19 protein-coding genes are annotated in these 17,657 nt (G+C 34.4%); 2 read left to right on the forward strand and 17 right to left on the reverse strand.

The window, feature by feature from the left end; translation table 11 throughout:
* Positions 1-158: 158 nt before the first annotated feature.
* Together ACMHYH_RS06350 and ACMHYH_RS06355 are read right to left on the reverse strand one after the other, a co-directional pair.
* Positions 159-1,307: a Fic family protein gene (locus ACMHYH_RS06350; RefSeq protein ID WP_414838569.1), complete on the reverse strand. Its 1,149-nt coding sequence runs from the start codon at positions 1,305-1,307 to the stop codon at positions 159-161.
* Between the two features lie 650 nt (positions 1,308-1,957).
* Positions 1,958-3,523, reverse strand: a complete 1,566-nt coding sequence (locus ACMHYH_RS06355) for a bifunctional metallophosphatase/5'-nucleotidase (RefSeq protein ID WP_414838570.1) — start codon at positions 3,521-3,523, stop codon at positions 1,958-1,960.
* Between the two features lie 256 nt (positions 3,524-3,779).
* Here ACMHYH_RS06355 and ACMHYH_RS06360 point away from each other — a divergent pair, with 256 nt between their 5' ends.
* On the forward strand, positions 3,780-4,094 hold the full coding sequence (locus tag ACMHYH_RS06360; protein ID WP_414838571.1) for a hypothetical protein: 315 nt from the start codon (positions 3,780-3,782) through the stop codon (positions 4,092-4,094).
* A gap of 54 nt (positions 4,095-4,148) precedes the next feature.
* Complete coding sequence (locus ACMHYH_RS06365; protein ID WP_414838572.1) at positions 4,149-4,553, forward strand: hypothetical protein; 405 nt, start codon at positions 4,149-4,151, stop codon at positions 4,551-4,553.
* A 112-nt stretch (positions 4,554-4,665) separates the two neighbouring features.
* Here the strand turns inward: ACMHYH_RS06365 and ACMHYH_RS06370 are convergent, their stop codons facing one another.
* From ACMHYH_RS06370 to ACMHYH_RS06440, 15 genes are all read right to left on the reverse strand, one after another.
* Positions 4,666-5,223 (reverse strand): hypothetical protein, encoded by a 558-nt coding sequence (locus tag ACMHYH_RS06370; RefSeq protein ID WP_414838573.1) that lies wholly within the window; start codon positions 5,221-5,223, stop codon positions 4,666-4,668.
* The gene (locus tag ACMHYH_RS06375; protein ID WP_414838574.1) at positions 5,220-5,759 is read right to left on the reverse strand and encodes a hypothetical protein; all 540 of its coding nucleotides are present in this window, start codon (positions 5,757-5,759) and stop codon (positions 5,220-5,222) included. Before ACMHYH_RS06375 ends, ACMHYH_RS06370 begins: the two co-directional genes overlap by 4 nt.
* On the reverse strand, positions 5,752-6,786 hold the full coding sequence (gene pilM, locus ACMHYH_RS06380) for a type IV pilus biogenesis protein PilM (RefSeq protein WP_414838575.1): 1,035 nt from the start codon (positions 6,784-6,786) through the stop codon (positions 5,752-5,754). The genes ACMHYH_RS06375 and pilM overlap by 8 nt, the downstream gene beginning before the upstream one ends.
* A 43-nt stretch (positions 6,787-6,829) precedes the next feature.
* Positions 6,830-7,585, reverse strand: a complete 756-nt coding sequence (locus ACMHYH_RS06385; RefSeq protein WP_414838576.1) for a prepilin peptidase — start codon at positions 7,583-7,585, stop codon at positions 6,830-6,832.
* An 86-nt stretch (positions 7,586-7,671) separates the two neighbouring features.
* Positions 7,672-8,010 carry a competence type IV pilus major pilin ComGC gene (locus tag ACMHYH_RS06390; protein ID WP_414838577.1) on the reverse strand — a complete coding sequence of 113 codons (339 nt, stop codon included), beginning with the start codon at positions 8,008-8,010 and terminating at the stop codon, positions 7,672-7,674.
* 119 nt (positions 8,011-8,129) lie between these two features.
* Complete coding sequence (locus ACMHYH_RS06395; protein WP_414838578.1) at positions 8,130-9,335, reverse strand: type II secretion system F family protein; 1,206 nt, start codon at positions 9,333-9,335, stop codon at positions 8,130-8,132.
* Positions 9,336-9,361: 26 nt separating this feature from the next.
* The gene (locus ACMHYH_RS06400; protein ID WP_414838579.1) at positions 9,362-10,378 is read right to left on the reverse strand and encodes a type IV pilus twitching motility protein PilT; all 1,017 of its coding nucleotides are present in this window, start codon (positions 10,376-10,378) and stop codon (positions 9,362-9,364) included.
* A gap of 13 nt (positions 10,379-10,391) precedes the next feature.
* Entirely contained in the window at positions 10,392-12,017 is a 1,626-nt protein-coding gene (locus ACMHYH_RS06405) for a GspE/PulE family protein (RefSeq protein ID WP_414838580.1), read from the reverse strand.
* A gap of 17 nt (positions 12,018-12,034) precedes the next feature.
* On the reverse strand, positions 12,035-13,579 hold the full coding sequence (locus ACMHYH_RS06410) for a hypothetical protein (RefSeq protein WP_414838581.1): 1,545 nt from the start codon (positions 13,577-13,579) through the stop codon (positions 12,035-12,037).
* A gap of 9 nt (positions 13,580-13,588) precedes the next feature.
* Complete coding sequence (locus ACMHYH_RS06415) at positions 13,589-14,080, reverse strand: PilW family protein (protein WP_414838582.1); 492 nt, start codon at positions 14,078-14,080, stop codon at positions 13,589-13,591.
* Positions 14,025-14,450, reverse strand: coding sequence for a hypothetical protein (locus ACMHYH_RS06420; protein ID WP_414838583.1), 426 nt, complete (start codon positions 14,448-14,450; stop codon positions 14,025-14,027). The genes ACMHYH_RS06415 and ACMHYH_RS06420 overlap by 56 nt, the downstream gene beginning before the upstream one ends.
* Before the next feature lie 279 nt (positions 14,451-14,729).
* Entirely contained in the window at positions 14,730-14,978 is a 249-nt protein-coding gene (locus tag ACMHYH_RS06425) for a hypothetical protein (RefSeq protein WP_414838584.1), read from the reverse strand.
* 66 nt (positions 14,979-15,044) lie between these two features.
* Entirely contained in the window at positions 15,045-15,257 is a 213-nt protein-coding gene (locus ACMHYH_RS06430) for a hypothetical protein (RefSeq protein WP_414838585.1), read from the reverse strand.
* A complete protein-coding gene (locus tag ACMHYH_RS06435; protein ID WP_414838586.1) occupies positions 15,241-15,825 on the reverse strand; it encodes a hypothetical protein in 585 nt (194 codons plus the stop codon). The genes ACMHYH_RS06430 and ACMHYH_RS06435 overlap by 17 nt, the downstream gene beginning before the upstream one ends.
* Before the next feature lie 289 nt (positions 15,826-16,114).
* Positions 16,115-17,452, reverse strand: coding sequence for an aminopeptidase C (locus tag ACMHYH_RS06440; protein ID WP_414838587.1), 1,338 nt, complete (start codon positions 17,450-17,452; stop codon positions 16,115-16,117).
* Positions 17,453-17,657: the final 205 nt, after the last annotated feature.

The following is a 17,657-nucleotide window of genomic DNA, read 5'->3' on the forward strand; positions in this document are numbered from 1 at the left end:
CTGACCGGGGTTTATCTCAATAGTTTACAATTCATTTTCGAACTTTATGGATAATCTTTAACAACTAGATATAATGAGTCATTTTCCACTAATAGGGTATCCTATGAAAGAAAAAACAAAGCAGCGAGAATTATTTCTCAAGTCTTTTAGAAAAGGTATTACATTTCTTGTCTTTGTAAAAGTCTAATTAAATCATAATTTACATAAACTTTATTTTTTTTCTTACTATGATCTACATCTAATAGCTTTAATTCAACTAATACGTTTAATCCCTTTCTTGCTGTTGTAACGGCAATGCCTAATCTTTCTGCAACTTGGCTAACCGTTACGTATGGTTTTACGAATGTTGTAAACCAAATGTGGTTTACAATGCTAGCATCTTTATTGATTTTATCTAATCCCTTTGAAGCAAGAGCAGTAATACTTTCCAATTTTTTAAGCATAGATTCAGACATACGTTGACAAGCATCTAAGAAAAAATCAATCCAAGAGAACCAGTCAGGATCTTTACCCCTCACGCCATTCAAAAGATTGTAATACCTAATCCTTTCTTTTTCTAATTCTTCGCTTACAAAAAAAACCGGCTTATCAATTAGTTTATCTTGCATAGTATTCAATACAATAAGAATTCTGCCCATTCGTCCATTACCGTCTAAAAAAGGATGGATTGATTCGAATTGAGCATGCATGATGGCAGTTTTAATCAAAGAGTCGGAAGTTTCATCAAGTAAAACTTCTGAGTCCTGATTGAATTCTTTTTCAAACGATCTATGTTTCTCAGAATTTATATAGTATTCAAGATTAGTCATATAATCACCGATTTCATTAGCACCAATTGGAATATATACTGCATCTTTCATTCTCTTAGTTGGTCCTATAAAATTTTGAATACCTCGATAATCGCCTGCCGAAGATGTTGTTCCACGAATGTCTTTACCCATAAGAACTTTATGAAGTTGCTTAATTAATCTAGAAGAAATGGGCATGCCATTTTTAATCAATTCAATCCCCTCTGACAATGCCTCCATATAATTCTCAACTTCTACTACATCATTACTTTTATTTTTCTTTGTCGTTTCTTCAATCATATCTGCAAACGTTACCTGCGTTCCTTCGATACGCGTTGATTGTACAGACTCTTTTAAAGTAAGCATCTGTATTAATTGGGAGTTAACCATAGAATGTTCTAATTCCGAATTCAGTTTGCCTATCGATGACTTAATTTTTGCTACCTTCTTATATAATTGTAGAGCTTGGGAAGTCGTTACAATTAGCGGTAATAGTCCTATTCCTTTAATTCCACTCATTTTTTTACCTCCAGTATTATTTAGACTAATAAAATCATTATCTGATTCTATTTGATTATAATTGACAATAAAAATCAAATAGAGTTATTTTCTTTTCATCTATGTCTAAACTAATTAGTGCTGTATGAAACTTTATATAGTGTATAAATTTATTTATATTATTTCAATAGACAAAAAAGCCCTTTATACTGAACTCAGATGACTCATCCAAGACCAATAAAAAGGACCAAACTCATAGATAACTATAAAACAAATTCTGCTTTCAATGAATGGTTTTCTTCAATCAAGTTAGATTATTTACCAATCCCTATTCAAAAAAAGAGTGTTGACTTTGATAAATACCATAAGAAACTTAGTCTCTTTCAAGCTCTTTAACTTTTTCTTCATGGAATCAATGACGAAAAAGAAAGTCTCAAAGAAATGGATGCGGCCTTTGTTTCAAAAGAACGTCAAAAAGAAATAGGCGTGACTAGTATCCGTTATTCCAACTTATTTTAAAAAATTTACGTTTTTACTATAAGAAGGACTTGTCATTTATCCGGTTTCTCTTTTTATAACGACTATCTTATGACCCTGGTCAATTTACTTGAAATTTCTTTAATCTTCACTTGGAGTGAAGCTCTTAACTATCTGCACCATATTTTCGTTCCTTATTCCACGATCACTTTAAAATTCTGGTTGGTTTCTGCTTTAATAACAGGATGCTTAACCAAGTAATCGGCAATCAACTCACTCATATCGGTTTGATTTTCACGAATAATTTTATCCGCTGAATACATTGCGTAATCCCCTCCGCCAACAGCGCGGTATTGGTTCAACGTAATATCGAGTTGATCTGCTGATTGTATCTCTTTTCCATGGTACTTGAATTCTACCACTCGTTCGCCAATCGGCCGTTTCGCATTGATTACATAGTCTATGCCTTCATACATATCGTAATTGTAGTATTGCGGTTTAGGATGAATAAAATTTGGATTAATGCCCACTGAACCGTCTTTTTCTGCTTTGAAATAAGCAGCTGATTGTTCTAACGCTGCCCTTAAGTCCGCTCCGGTCACACGCAAAACCGCTAGTGTATTGGGGTAGACATAATTGGTTACAACATTTCGCATTGTGATGGTTTCATTGAATCCTTTGCCTTCATTTACAAATAGCGCTGTGCCAGAAATATCTGTACCCGTAGCATCCATTTGAACCTTTTGGATAAACTCGATATAAGGGTGCTCCACAGCTCGAACGCCATGCGAATCACGAATCCGCATATCGCCTTCGACTTTTCCAAGTGGTTGGTCTAGCCACTCATCAACCTCTCTAAATAGATGAACCAGTTCTTTTGATAGGCCTGCATCAGGAATCGCTGTCGCTGTAGTGACTAAACTGACTTCACTTTGTGTAACCGCATACACATTATCAGCGTTTTTTTCAATCGTCAAAACAATTTTCCCAATAGCTTCCCCTCGATAGCCTGGTTGAATAACCGGAATCCCATTTATTTTAGTCGCAATTAGGCGGTGCTGGTGTCCGGTGATTAACACATCGATACCAGGAACTTCGGTCGCTAATTGATACCCTTCATTTTCACCTGTTAACGGCTCAGTTACTTCACCTGTACTAATATCTTTTTCAAAACCACCATGGTAACTAACAACCACTACATCAGCTAGTTCTCTCAATTGTGGGACCCATTCTTTAGCTGTTTCGACAGCACTTTTAAACGTCAATCCTTTGATATAATCAGGGTGTTCCCAATTCGGAATATAGACCGTTGTTAGACCTAATACGGCTATTTTGAGACCGTCTTTTTCAATAATTTCATAGGCTTTACCAAATGCTGGTTGACTCGCTTCATTCAAGATATTAGCCGAAAGAACAGGATAATGAGCCGCTGAAATAGCTTGACGCAGATAATTTTGTCCATAATTAAATTCGTGATTGCCAATAATCCCTACATCATAAGCCATCCTATTTAACACATTAGATAAATCATCCGGTTTCATTGCTCCGCGATGCTTTGCAATATAGTAACTCAAAGGCGAACCTTGAATAAAATCACCGTTTTCAACGGTCAATACAGGGCCCCTTGCTCGTTGTTTTTCTTTTTTCAAAACAGCTGCTACTTTAAGCGCACCGAAGGGCTTGTCTTCTTTTTTTGAACTAAAATTACACGGTCTGACATAACCATGTATATCGCTCGTTGCTAAAATGGTTAATTTCATTCAAACAAATCCTTTCGAATAGATTTTATGTCGCTTATTTGACTAGCATCACTATTAAAATAACTTGATCTATCCGTTAAAGAATAGTTGGATAAAATTGCATGAGTCTTTTATTGATTGTATCTGAATTAGACTAAATTTGAAAGTATAATCATTAGTCTATTTTCTCAACTCACTTATGATTAATGTTAGTGTTGTTTATTCTTTTTATGCGCTATAATAAAACTACGTTACTTTACAAAAGGGGACGATTAAATTGGCTTGTTACACATTTGGAATGCTCAGTAAAAAAACAGTAGAAATCGATCAAGATACCCTCTTTATCAAAGGGACGATTACCAATCAAGTGGCATTAAATCTAGCTGATATAAAAGCAGCGTACATTGTTGCCGCCTCTTTGACTAGAAATGGAACAGTTTACTTTAGTACCACCGGTAAAGACGCACCAAATGCTACTCTAGCTAAAGAAGGGTTTATCTATACAAAAAAACAACTAAAAGATGTCCATTCCTTACTAGCAGAGTCAGGGATTAAAGCGATTTATTCTGATCATACAATGGAACCATTTTAAACCATTTTTTTAGAAAAGTAGTCGGTATAAATTTTGATGAAGAGAGGCATAAATATGAAAAAATGGATAGTAAGCTTTATCGCTGTCACCTTTTTAGCTGGATGCGGTGTTGAAACTCCAAAAGAAAGTAGTAGTGAAACAGATACTACAAAAGACAAAACCATTCTTTATTCTGGAACGGTCATCGATTTTGGTGAAACCCATACTGATGGATTATTTGTATCGGACTTAACTCCATTAGACTCCACAGAAGCCGCTTCTTTTGATGAAGTGATCTTATTAACCGAAGAAGTCTCTTTAGTGGATCAACAATCAGGTGAACGTATCCGTCCGTCCGAACTAGTAAACGGGGACACCGTTCAAGTTACACTCGGTGAATATGCACCAGTCACACTGTCTTTACCGCCTCAGATTGCTGGTATAGGAATTGTGAAAATTGAAAAAATAAGCAACCAATAAACATTCATTTTCCCAACTAAAATACCCCTATTACACTAAGTTTCTATTTTGTAGTAGGGGTATTTTAAGTGTAAAAAGCACCTCGTTTGCCTCTATTTAAGCTAGTCGCTTTTCACTCTGTTTTCTCAAAATTTGCTACATGATAAAACAATTCAAAAGTAAATTTACCAGTGTAAGACGTCTCATCGAGCTTTTCAAAACCAAAAGAATAAATATTCCATACTCGATCTAGTGTTTCTAATTCTTCGATAAGTGCTTGAATATTTTTTGCTGAGGTGCCTGTCAGGTCAACTTCATAGCTACTTTTCTTAAAACTTTCATCAAATCCTTCAATTGATTGAGGTTCTCCCACACGCACAACCTGCTGTATCTCGATGTTTTGTTTGGTAGCAAGCCGCTCTAAAGCAACCAACTCTTGACTGACCCTTTCGCTTTCAGGTAAAAATGACCACGTTTTTTCATATTTTAGTCTGTAATCCTCTAGTAAGTCTGCTTTTGGTGGATAAGCAGCTTCCAAATTGGTTTGTCTCTCCACTTGCTGAGTTGTAAGATTCGCTCTTGCTTTAATTGGATTGAGATAGGTTATCTGCCCGAATATGGCTATTCCTAAAATGATGACTCCAAATAAAAAAACTAGTATAAATGATAGACGATTCCATTTTAGCTTCATAACAGATTCTCCTTCACTATAGTTGTTTCATCAATTTCCAACCATAGTTCAACGATTGATCCTGCTCCATCAAGTTTATTCTCCATACGTATCAAATGAACATCCGAGATAAATTCTACTGTTTTAAATTTTTCAACCGTATTAGCAAGTTCTTTAGTTGTCAAACCTTCTACTATTAAAGTGACTTGATTCAATTCATTTTTATTAAAAATAGTCACCTGTTGCTTTGCATCCGGAATTTGTTCAAGGATAACTTTCGTTACGTAAGCTATAGGGTATTGTTTTGCTTTGAAAGCAACTTTATTCTCAACTGCTTTCTGCGTAAGTTGGACATATTTTTGCATTTCTTTTGAAGTGTCCAAATTTTCTTGTTCAGCTTGAAGCCACTCTTTGTTCTGTTTTTCTGTGTTCGTATAGTGTGCCTGCATTGAGAAAAAATAAAGACCTAATAAAATAAGCAAAAAAAGAAACATACCAGTAAGGAGATAGGGAAGAAAGTTTTTCTGTTTTTTTTCAAAAAAATTAACTTCAAACATATTTATTTCCCTCCTTACGCTTTTTCCTAACACGCTTTTCTTTTTTCTTATTAACACTCTTAGATAGCACTACTTTTTTTTCTTCTTTCATCGCAAGACCGTATAAAGGCAAGTATTTAGAAGTAATGTCATTTGAAACTTCCAATATATGTATTGGTTGAAAAAAACGTTCAGAAAATTGTTCTTTTACTTTTTCCAAATTAGGAAAGTCTCCTGTTAAATAGATATCTGTTACTCCACTCTCACCGTTCATTACTGAATAACGATAGAATTCTAGTAATCTTTCTAAAACGTCAAGTGTTTCTGCAATTGCCTCTTCAAGTGATTCATAATCTTCGTTCCAAATCGGTTCACCATCTGAGTTTACATCCCATAATTCTATCAATCTAGTTAAACGCGATTGACGTGATAATTTAGGTAAATCTTCATTAAAAATCATAATCGTATTATTTACTGTGCTCCATTGGAGTACCATCACATGTTTATTAGCAGCTAGTTGTAATTCACCTTGCTGCTTAATAATACGATACAAACATAGTGATGAAATATCGGCAACAATAGGATTCAAAGAAACTTTTTGTAATAAGGATTCGTATTGCAGAATGATTTCTTGCGGGTAAAGCATCAAAAGAATAGTCTGTTCCTTATCACTAACTTCAAGTACCTCAAAATGAAAGCGTGTCTCTTTAAACGGAGAACGAATTGATTGTCCCATATGTAGAGCCACATAAGCTTTAATTTCTGAAAGTTCTAGTTGTATCGGCACTTTTTCTTCACGTACAATAACAAAATTATCTGGTAAAAGAATAGATGCTTGTGCATTTTTCCATTTTTTTTCAGTAACTAACGCGTTCAATCGATTCTCAAGTAATGCAGGATCAATAATTCTCTCTTCATGAAGAATATCATTGTCAAATAAAATTTCGCTTTTTTCTAATACTTTACCAGAGTGAGCGTCTATCGCTAAATAACGGATGCGCCTTTCTAGGAATTCCAAATAAAGCAAGGGTTGTTTTTTGAATAACATAGTGTTCCTCCTCTCCTATCTAAACAAAGGATAGTTGTTCTACTCAATTGAAAAAAGTCAAATACCACTGAATCATCTTTTCTCCACAATAAAAAATAGTTAGTGCAGCAAGACCAATGTATGGACCAAAAGGAATGGTCATTTTACGATTGCCCCTTGTTATCTTCATCATAATCATGCCTATAATTGCTCCATAAAGTGTTGCTAAAAAAAAGAGTAGCAAAAATAAACGAGGCCCAAAAATAAAGCCTAATAAAGAAAAATACTTTAAATCGCCTGCACCCATTCCACCATTTGACAAAAAAATAATTGCAGACACCAAGCAAAAAGCTAAGCTAGCTCCTACTAAAGAAATCCAAAGAGATGGTTGTGGATATAAAATACGCACTACTATAAATAAAGGTGTAAAAAATAAAAGCAACTTATTTGGAATTTTTCGGTAAGCGATATCAGATACTGTAATCGGAATAATAAGTGCAATTAACACTAGACCTAGTAATGTTTTTTCACTCCAACCATACTGATAAAAGGTAATGGCTGCCAGTAAACCTGTTGCCAATTCCATAATCGGATAGAGCGATGAAATGTTCTCTTTACATTTTTTGCATCTGCCTCTTTGGTGCAAAAAAGACCAGACAGGAATCAATTCTTTCCAAGTCAATGTTCGTTGGCATGTATCACAATAGGAACGCGTTTGAGCAAATAACGTCCCATTCGGTACCCGTAACCCCACCACATTAAAAAAAGAACCGAAAACCACTCCATAGATAAAAAAAATAACTGTTACGACTGCATGCATAAAAAAACTCCTAGTAAGCAAGAAAGACCCCTAAAAGGAGTCTTTCTATGTATTTGAATGGGTGTAACACTATCCATTTATTGTTATCAAGGGGTAGCTTCGTACTTCACTCCTGTATCACCTGTTGTCTTAGTTACTTTCTCTGTAGTACCTTCAAAATCAGACTCTAAAAAACCTTTTGCCATTAATTGTGTAACCGTAACACCCTCTGGTCCAATAGGTGTTTCTAAATCATATAATCGTGCAGCATCAATCACTAATTCTTTTTGCGATTCTTCTGTACTATCTGTAGCTTTTTGAACGACATTGCCAATCAATGGAATGGATATCGCCACGATTACAGCTAAAATGGCAATAACTGCTAATAGCTCAATAAGTGTAAAGCCGCCTTCTTTTTTTACTAATTGTTTGATTTTATTTCTCATTCTCTTTTCCCCCATTTTCTTTTTTATACTAATTTTCGTTAAGATTTTTTTATATAAAAAGTATATTGCTCAATCATCATATAACACAGGTTGTATTTTTACAAGCCCTTTTACACTAACTAATTAAAAGTTTCAAACATACTAAACATTGGCACAACAATTGATAGAACGATTACACCTACAACAACTGAAAGAAATATAATCATAATCGGTTCAATCAAGACTTGCAACTTGTCTGATGCTTCTTGAACTTCTTGATCATAGATTTCTGAAACTTTTTCTAGCATATCGTCTAACTCTCCACTCGTTTCTCCAACTTGAATCATTTGAATGATAAGTGGTGGGAAAAACCAATGATTTATCATTGATTTAGCTAATGATTCTCCATTTTCAACATCTTTTTGTGCTTGTAGCAACACATTCTCAACTACCCGGTTACCCACAACTTGACTGGTCACTTCAATAGCTTGCAAAATAGGAACTGAACTACCAATCAAAGAACTCAAAGTCTGAGTCATTCGAGCTAATAGTGTTTTTTGTAGAAAGTTTCCTAATACCGGTATTTTTAACTGCAAGACATCAAATACATAAGCAACTTGTTCTTTTTTACCGAGCTGAATAATAACCGCTATTAATACGCTAACCAGTAAAATCACAGCCCACCAATAACGTTGGAATAAAGTACTCATCTTCAATACCACTTGAGTAATCATTGGTAAATCGCTTCCCATTGAAGCAAACATATCGCCAAATATCGGAACAATGAAGACCAATAAAAACGTAGTAATAAAGAAAGCTAATACACTTACAACCAGCGGATAAGTCATGGCTGTTTTAATTTTCTGCTTGATTCGATGTTGTTTTTCATAATAATCTGCCATCTGTTTCAAGACTTCTTCTAGACGTCCACTAACTTCTGCTGAGTGAATCATATGGATCAACAGATTAGGAAATATTTTTGGCTTTTTTTCCATTGCTTCAGACAAAGCAACGCCTTCTCTTATTTCTTCAGCTACCTCTTCTAAAGCCTCTTTCAATGCTATATTAGTCGCTTGAACAGAAAGAAGATCTACAGCATCAACCAATAGAATTCCAGCATTCATTAAAGAGGCAAACTGTCTTAAAAATACGACAAAGTCTTTTGATTTTAAAGAAGAACGAAAACTAATGTCTTTATTTAAAACCGTATTCAACTTATCTACTTCAAAGACAACCAAATCCATATGTTTAAGTTTATTGAGGGCTTCTTTTTTATTGCCACTATCTATTTTCCCTTTCAATAATTTTCCATCTCTTGTTTTAGCTTTATAAGCGAAAACGGCCATTATTTCCCTCCTTTTGGTTTTATACTTTATGGGTACAAATGGTGTCGATGAATTTTTCCATCTTCAATAAGTTTAATTAGACTCATCTCCATCGTATGCATGCCTTGATCAACAGACGTTTGTAACACATTAGGAATTTGATGCATTTTTTCAGCCCTTATCATGTTTTTAATAGCTGGATTATTGATTAACATCTCTGTTGCTGCCACACGACCATCGCCTTTTTTATTCGGTAATAATCGCTGAGACAAAATACCTATTAAAACATTCGCTAGCATCAAACGGACTTGTTCCCTTTGTCCTGCTGGAAATACATCAATCATTCGTTCAATACTACCAGCTGCATCTGACGTATGCAATGTTCCTAGAACTAAATGTCCCGTTTCAGATGCCGTAATAGCCGTGGAGATGGTATCCATGTCACGTAATTCTCCTACAAAAATAATGTCAGGATCCTGGCGTAAACTCGCTCGGAGTCCATTTTTAAATGATAGAGTATCTGATCCTACTTCTCTTTGTTCAATAATAGATTGCTTATGCTTATGTAAATATTCAATCGGATCTTCCAAAGTAATAATGTGTCGATTTATCGTTTGATTTACGTAGTCAATTAAAGCTGCTAAAGAAGTACTTTTCCCACTTCCAGTAGGACCAGTTACCAAAAATAATCCGTGTGGTTGTTGGACTAATTTTTTAGTGATAGCCGGTAATTCTAAACTTTCTACACTAGGGATTTCATTTGAAATCATTCGGAATGCAAGTGAAAGAGTATTACGTTGATAAAACACGTTTACCCGAAAACGAGCAGTATCAGCTATTCCATAAGAAAAATCAATCTCTCTCTTTTGTTCGAGCGTCTCCCACCTTTCTGGAGTAAGAATCGTTTTAGCAAAGTTTTTTGTATCGTCTATTGTAAGATAGGCTAGTTTTTGGGGAATTAACTTCCCATTCACTCGAAACACTGGTGAAGACCCTACTACAAGATGAATATCAGAAGCTTTTTTTTTATAGGCATCGATTAATAGTGTATTTAATTGTTCCATGATCAATGCCTCCTTATTCATTAATTGAAGCAACCCGTAAAACTTCTTCTAGAGTTGTCTTTCCGGCTTTTACTTTTATTAATCCATCATCAACTAATAAACGAACACCTTGTTCTTTAATGTGTTGTTTAATTTCTTGAATGGAAGCCTTATTCATCATCAATTCTTTTATCTCATCTGTTATCACAATGAGTTCATGAATAGCCATTCGTCCACGATAGCCCGTATGACGGCAAACATCACATCCTTTAGCGAACGTAATTGTATCGATTGTTTGACCGCGTCTTTCAAAAATTTCTTTCTCGACTAACGTGGCTTCTCTTGTCTGTGCACAGTCTTTACAGATGGTCTTGACCAGACGTTGTGCTACAACTCCGCTTATTGCAGATACAATCAAGTACGATTCGATTCCCATATCTAGTAAACGAGGAATGCTTTCAATGGCACTATTAGTGTGTAGCGTACTAAACACTAAGTGACCCGTTAAAGCTGCTCTCACACTATTTTCAGCTGTTTCTTTGTCTCTTATTTCTCCAACCATAATGATATTCGGGTCTTGACGTAAGACTGAACGTAATCCTTGAGCAAATGTCAGCCCAATTTGTGTATTAACCTGAACTTGATTTATACCCTCAATTTGGTATTCAACCGGATCTTCGATGGTGATGATGTTGCTTTCAGGATGGTTTAGTTCATTGATGGAACCATAAAGAGTCGACGTTTTTCCAGAACCTGTAGGACCCGTTAGCAGTATTAGTCCTGAAGGTTGGGCGATTAATTTTTGATAATCCAATAATATATCTTTTTCTAAGCCGATATCTTCTACTTTTCGAAACATATTAGAAATATCTAAAATACGCATGACAACTTTCTCACCAAAAATAGTCGGCAAAGTTGATACTCTCAAATTCACTCTTTTCCCCAAGGCATTCGTACTAATTCGGCCGTCTTGAGGCAGACGAGTCTCCGTAACATCTAATCCAGCGATTATTTTGATGCGAGCAACCAGGGAATTCATCAAAGATTTCGGTAAAGGACGCTCATTACGAAGTAAACCGTCTACACGGTATCTAACGGAAACGTGTCGTTCCGTTTGATCTAAGTGAATATCTGACGCACGTAGAGATACACCTGTTTCTAATAATTGATTGAAAATTCTTACAGCAGGAGCATCTTCACCTTCAATATGGTCAACATTTATTTCTTTTGAATCGTATAACCGGCTAATCGTTTGCAGCAAATCATCTTGTGTTGCTATGACTGGTTGGACAACGTAACCAGTAGAAAACTCTATTTCTTCTATAGCATAAAAGTCTAATGGATCATTCATCGCTACAATTAAACGAGTATTCTCTTTTTTAATCGGAAGTACTAGTTTTGAACGTGCAAAATCTTTTGTTACTAAGTCTAGCACAGAAGGGTCAATTGGGTATTGATACAATGAAACACTTTCTAGCTTTAGCTTAATTTCTAAAGCATCTAATAACTGTTTCTCCGTGATATATCCTTGATCAACTAATAAATTACCCAGTTTTTGGTCCTTTTTTTTCATGCTGATTGCTTCCATAATTTGCAATTCTGTTACAAGCCCTGCTTCTTTCAGCAAATCTCCTAATTTTTTCTTCTCGAATTTTGCCACATTCTCGCACCTTTCTACTAGTCTTCGATGATGACTCCTGAATTTATAATATCCTCTGGATTTGGATCAGTAACGGGTCTTGATGAACCGAAAGGAAATCCTGTTGTGTCAATTTTTGCATATGTTAATCTTGCATTGCCACCAAAAGTAAACGTATTTGCAATGACCGTACCATTTAATTCATAACTACCACTTAAACTAACAGCTGCATTAGGGGCAATAACAACCATATTGGAAGGCTGTCCAGGGTTACTACCATCGTAATAAACAAATTTATTATCCGTCAGCACTACCCCATTTATTGTTGTGTTTCCCATTTGAACAGCATTATTATTTCCTATAGCTAAAATATTAGCATTCATTTTGTTAATATGAGTAAAATTAGGTGAAGATCCCTTGTAAATAAACGATAGTTGATTGCTTGTTCCTGGAACATTAATTTCTGATTTTTGGCTAAATTTAACCTGATTTTTTATTACTAATGTAATACTTCCTTCTCCAATAATATCAAGCTTGCCATTCGTAACCGCTAAATCATCTACTAAAATGGTGTGATTTCCTCCCATTGGATCAATTTCTAATAGTTTATCTTGAGCAACAATTATTTTAGTGAAATAAATATTATTATTAACCTCAAGTTTATATGAGCTGAATACATAATTGTCCACAAAAAGATTTCCGTTATCTTGAACTTTATAAGTATTCCCATTGTTATTTTCCAAGGTTTTATCTGGTAAGACTTTAAAGTCTGCTGGATTGTATATAATTTCTTTAGCTTGATTTAATAGACTTTGATACGCTCCAAAATTGATAGCTTGCTCTCTGGCTATATGATTTTTGAGCCAATTCCCATTATTTTCTCTAATGATTAAGTTTTTAGCAGCTACTGGAGTTAATTCGCTTGGGTAATGTAATTTTGTTTCAATAAACTTTGGATTTCCAGAAATCTTAATTGAACCACTTTCTATTGAATTGGTATGGATATCTCCAACCAATTTACTGCTTCCGAAAATATCAATCGTTTTTGTGCCATCATTGCTTTGTCCCAATCCTTGAGTCATTAATGCTGCGTTATCTAGGATTTCAGGCAATCCTCCACCGCTAGTTGTTTTTTCGACCCATGTAGTAGTAAGTTGTTTTTTTACGGTTCTTTCTTTTCCATCTATCGAGCCAGTAGAATAGATAGTGTATTTTTGTGGATTCTCTTCATTTATTTGAATTTTTGCTGTAGGCTCACTCCCAAATTGCGAGTCAAAATTAACAGTAGAGTCTCCATTCTTTGAAGCTAAAATGGCCGAAACTTGATTATAAAATGAATCTCGCGTTTGATTATTATCATACGCACGTAATACCTCATTTTGGATTTCATCATACGCTGCAGTTGCTCCTGCCTCAGCTATATAATAGGCCGAAGTAGCATCACGATTAGCCCCACTCAATCGATAAGTCCCAACTGTCAAGGCTCCAATCGAAAGACTCAATATAGACAACACTGAAAGGACCATCAACGTTAAAACTAGGCCACTGCCTTCTTCTTTTTTTAAGAGATGCTTAATTTTCACCTCATTCACTCACTCTCTAAAATAAATAGTGGTTTGGTATTCTTTTGACTGGCTATTATTTTTTGATAGACTTTTCAATAAAACTGTTGCGCTCTTAGTATCAGGTTCAAGAGTGACAATAAAATCGGCAACATCTTCTGCTAAAATCTGATTATTATTTTTCAATAGTTGCGAGTCTTGCTGACTAAAAACTACACTATCATCAATCAAAAGAACATCCTTAGACTCTGTCACCTCTATAGTAGCAAATGGCTTGCTGCGAATCTCTTTAGATATAACAGATAAGGTGTAGGCAAAATCATTTGACTGGATAGCAGAGCTTGATTGAGTCAGGTATTGTTTTTGTCCAAACATATGTACCGCTCCTGCTAAAGATATCACCACTGAAAGTAAGAGGATACTGGCTAATAACTCTATGAGAGTCATTCCAGATTCATCTCTCAACTTAATTTTCCCTTTCTTCTCCTGTATCAAATGAAAGACGTGTTTCCATTTTCGCATATATTTTCCCCTCCTTAAGAACCGTTATTGTTCCCGTGTAGAGAGTATCTTCTGGATTTTTTAAAACTTTTGATTGAACTTCAAAACCAGAATTAATCTGAGCATTTTCGTTCTCAATTAGTCTCAATGACTCTTCTAAACTTTTGGTCTTTGAGTAATAGGTCAATAATTCGATAGCTTCTTGTGCAATAAATGTTGCTTCATTTGTATTATCAATCTGATTATTTGTTTTACCCGCTTGGATAAAAAAAGACATAAACGTCGTGACAATTAATGACAGGAGTAAAATAGAAGCCAAAAGTTCCACAAGAGTCATTCCTGCTTCTTCTGAAAAAAAGACAGTCATCTGTTTTTTATACCAATTTTTCATAATTTTCTTCCTTTTTTAAAATATAGTTCTATCATTGTTTTAATTTAAACATTTACGAATAAACACTGTAAAACAAGCGTTATGCGTTACTAAATACTATACACCACTTAACTAAAAAAAACAGCGAAATGATAAATAAATTTTTCTACAAAAAAAGAACTAGCTTTCATACTAGTCCTCAAATCTACTAATTATTTTATAATCTCAGCTTATCATTAAACCAAGAAGACATCTAGAAATATATACTATTTGTTTGAACTAGTTCGCAGTTTGGTTCGCTTAATCTATATTCTTAAAATTATTATATAAATAATATCTACCTAGTTCACGATAACAATCGACAAAATCTCCATATTTTTCATTACTTTCAAATTTTATAAATTTATTTATATCCCCATGAAAAGTTGTTTGATCAGAATTATAATCAAACCTTATTATCGCAATAGTTTTGTTTTCAACCTCAAAGGTTACTTCTGCTACATTGTTTTCTTTATCTAATTTAGAATATTTTTGATACATTTCTGTCATGTTAAAAACCACCTTTTTCCCCTTAGTATAACAGATGTATCTAAAAAAGGTAACCGGCAGTTTGGTTCACCAATTGATTGAAGAACTTAAAGCACATTTAAAGTTTTCTTCAATAGGTTTTACTGACGACTTTTGCAGTATATCGATTAATAAAAAGTCATTTACTTCTGCATCTTTTCTTTCCGCTATATTAATAGCTTCTTTCTCGCAGTCAGCAACTACAGTAACTTCGCATACCATCTCATATTCTGCATAATCTGGTTTAGCGATAAAAATCATCATTAATCACCTCATACTCTTTAATATTTTTGTCTAATTGTAGAATCCCTTTATATAATTCTTCAAGATTAACACTTTCACCATAAAAATAATACATCTTTTCATCCTGATCATAATGCCTTAAATTTCTTTCTTTAGAAACATCGTATATAGATTCACCAATTTGAACCATACCTTTTACTGGTCCGAAATTCTTATTCATAATCATTTGAGGTTTCTTTGTAAAATCTTCAAGCTTCTCATCTATATGTTCAAGAGCGTTTCTTAAATATCTCTTCTTTAATATAGATTCTTCACTGACTCCTAATTTTTTTCTTAATATTTTTCTTTCTTTTTTTCTAATTTCATTTATTTTTTCATTCTTACTATTAACACCCCATAAAATTTTTGATATATTACCTGAGTATACGATAAGATTTTGAGCATTAAACCAGAACGGTGTCGTATCCTTTGGGAACTCAGTGTCTGAAGCTGTCAGAAATTTATTTACTTCTTTTACCGACAGTAAAGCAAATTCAATTTGAGTTTTTAATTCATCAATAAATAATCTCTCTCTGTTCTTTTCCACTATATCTCCCCCAATTCAGTTAAATATAAGTATATAACAAAATTGGGTATATATTTCATTCATTTTCAGTTAGTTCTCAGTTTGGTTCACGTTTTTTAATTAATCCATTATAATTTTCAATTCATTTAGTTCTTTTTTTTCCTTTTACTTATTTTTATTGTAATTACATAAGTTGCTATCAAAAGAAATAATAATATTAGCGTATTAATCTATATCATCATATCGACTATTTATACAAAAAAGAGAACTAGCTGCTGCACTAGTCCTCAATTCATCAATAATTTAATTTTTATTTCACCAGTGCTAATGAACCCATTGGGTCCCACGGTTCTAATTCGATAACTGGTTCGTCTAAAGCTTTTAACCACTTATCTGCAACGTATTTTTTATCTACGGCTACTTGATAAGTGTACTCATCAAACCACTTGTCGCTCATTGAGAATACACCTTTTTTACCAGACTTATCGCCCCAGCTGTTTTCAACTTTCCAAGTTAACGGTTTACCGTTGTCATCTAAGTTAACACCGACTAAAACCATTGCATGAGTTAATAAACTCTCGCCATAATCTAGACGTTGGGCTTTAGTCATTTTTAGACCTTCACCAAGCGTTAAGTCGTACAAATAAGCATTCTCATCCATAATACCTGATTTACGTTCAGACATTTGTCCAACATCACAACCAAACCAGACAGGTTCGCCAGCTTTAATTGAATCGATTGCTGCGTTTTTTAAGACTTCAATAGGCGTATTAATGTAACGAATCGGTTGACCCTCTTTTACTGTACCTAAATACTTAACCGTATAAGCTTTACCATAAGGTTTATCTTCCGTTGGAGCATTCAACAAACTCACTAAACTTGTTAAGTCCCAACCAACGTATTGCTTAAAGAATTCTTGTGGAGTAGTTTTTGCAATGCGATGAAATTTGTTGTCTTTGTCACGGTAATCATAGGTAAATTCTTCAGGAACTTCGCCAAGAGCTTTTACTAGAACATTATAGGTAAAGTACAACATTTCTTCTTTTTTAGCAGCTAATGCTTCTGTTGTCTCACCATTTTTATGGCCTTCACGTAAGACACTTGCAAACTCACGTAATTTTGCCGTTAACACTTTATTTAAAACAGCTGTATGAGATGAATGGAATGTTTCTGGCATCACTGATTTTGGAACAGCACCATACTTTTCTAGAATACCAGAGAACATATCCCATTGTCCGCCGTCTTCTATTGGATCTTTCAGTAAGTGTGCCACGATTCTTGAATTTTGCGCTTCATCTAGCGTATCTAAAATACTATCTAAGAAATAATTTGTCTTTTCTAGCTTATCCCAGAATAACGTATAGTTTTGTGAAAATTCAAATGTTTCAACATTTAAGCGATCCATTGTGCCAACACGAGCAGTATTTAAGGCTGCAAACATCCAGCAACGACCACTTGATTCTTGATTGGTTATTTCACCACGTTTTGTTTCTTGTGAAAAAGAAAAAGGGTGGCGTCTAAGTAAGTCATTATCTAAAGAAGCTGTATTGATTCCGACTTTAGCAATGGCTCCTTTGATTACTTGGTTCTCACGATTTCCTTCAAATCGCGTTTTAAATTGCGTTAATAGGTCTGTGTTGATTGTCAAAAAATCTCCTCCTCATCTTTTCTTAATCTCTATCTTACTCTTCTTTAATTTGATTTACAATTCGTTTTAGCAAATAATAGCATTCTTTGCATAAATCTACTATTAAGGAATGGAGTATCTCAACTTTACTCCTGATCCTCATATGAGAAAAGTAAAAAACCTTCGCAGGTTATTAACCAACGAAGGTTTTCATTACTCTTATTTA

This window comes from Carnobacterium sp. TMP28 (genome assembly GCF_047553015.1).
Taxonomy (GTDB): Bacteria; Bacillota; Bacilli; order Lactobacillales; family Carnobacteriaceae; genus Carnobacterium_A.

Excerpts from the sequence above, each read along its gene's own strand:
- ACMHYH_RS06350 (WP_414838569.1), bottom strand. The coding sequence starts at position 1,307 with ATGAGTGGAATTAAAGGAATAGGACTATTACCGCTAATTGTAACGACT.
- ACMHYH_RS06355 (WP_414838570.1), bottom strand. The coding sequence starts at position 3,523 with ATGAAATTAACCATTTTAGCAACGAGCGATATACATGGTTATGTCAGA.
- ACMHYH_RS06365 (WP_414838572.1), top strand. The coding sequence starts at position 4,149 with ATGAAAAAATGGATAGTAAGCTTTATCGCTGTCACCTTTTTAGCTGGA.
- ACMHYH_RS06370 (WP_414838573.1), bottom strand. The coding sequence starts at position 5,223 with ATGAAGCTAAAATGGAATCGTCTATCATTTATACTAGTTTTTTTATTT.
- ACMHYH_RS06375 (WP_414838574.1), bottom strand. The coding sequence starts at position 5,759 with ATGTTTGAAGTTAATTTTTTTGAAAAAAAACAGAAAAACTTTCTTCCC.
- pilM (WP_414838575.1), bottom strand. The coding sequence starts at position 6,786 with ATGTTATTCAAAAAACAACCCTTGCTTTATTTGGAATTCCTAGAAAGG.
- ACMHYH_RS06385 (WP_414838576.1), bottom strand. The coding sequence starts at position 7,585 with ATGCATGCAGTCGTAACAGTTATTTTTTTTATCTATGGAGTGGTTTTC.
- ACMHYH_RS06390 (WP_414838577.1), bottom strand. The coding sequence starts at position 8,010 with ATGAGAAATAAAATCAAACAATTAGTAAAAAAAGAAGGCGGCTTTACA.
- ACMHYH_RS06395 (WP_414838578.1), bottom strand. The coding sequence starts at position 9,335 with ATGGCCGTTTTCGCTTATAAAGCTAAAACAAGAGATGGAAAATTATTG.
- ACMHYH_RS06400 (WP_414838579.1), bottom strand. The coding sequence starts at position 10,378 with ATGGAACAATTAAATACACTATTAATCGATGCCTATAAAAAAAAAGCT.
- ACMHYH_RS06415 (WP_414838582.1), bottom strand. The coding sequence starts at position 14,080 with ATGCGAAAATGGAAACACGTCTTTCATTTGATACAGGAGAAGAAAGGG.
- ACMHYH_RS06420 (WP_414838583.1), bottom strand. The coding sequence starts at position 14,450 with ATGAAAAATTGGTATAAAAAACAGATGACTGTCTTTTTTTCAGAAGAA.
- ACMHYH_RS06425 (WP_414838584.1), bottom strand. The coding sequence starts at position 14,978 with ATGACAGAAATGTATCAAAAATATTCTAAATTAGATAAAGAAAACAAT.
- ACMHYH_RS06430 (WP_414838585.1), bottom strand. The coding sequence starts at position 15,257 with ATGATTTTTATCGCTAAACCAGATTATGCAGAATATGAGATGGTATGC.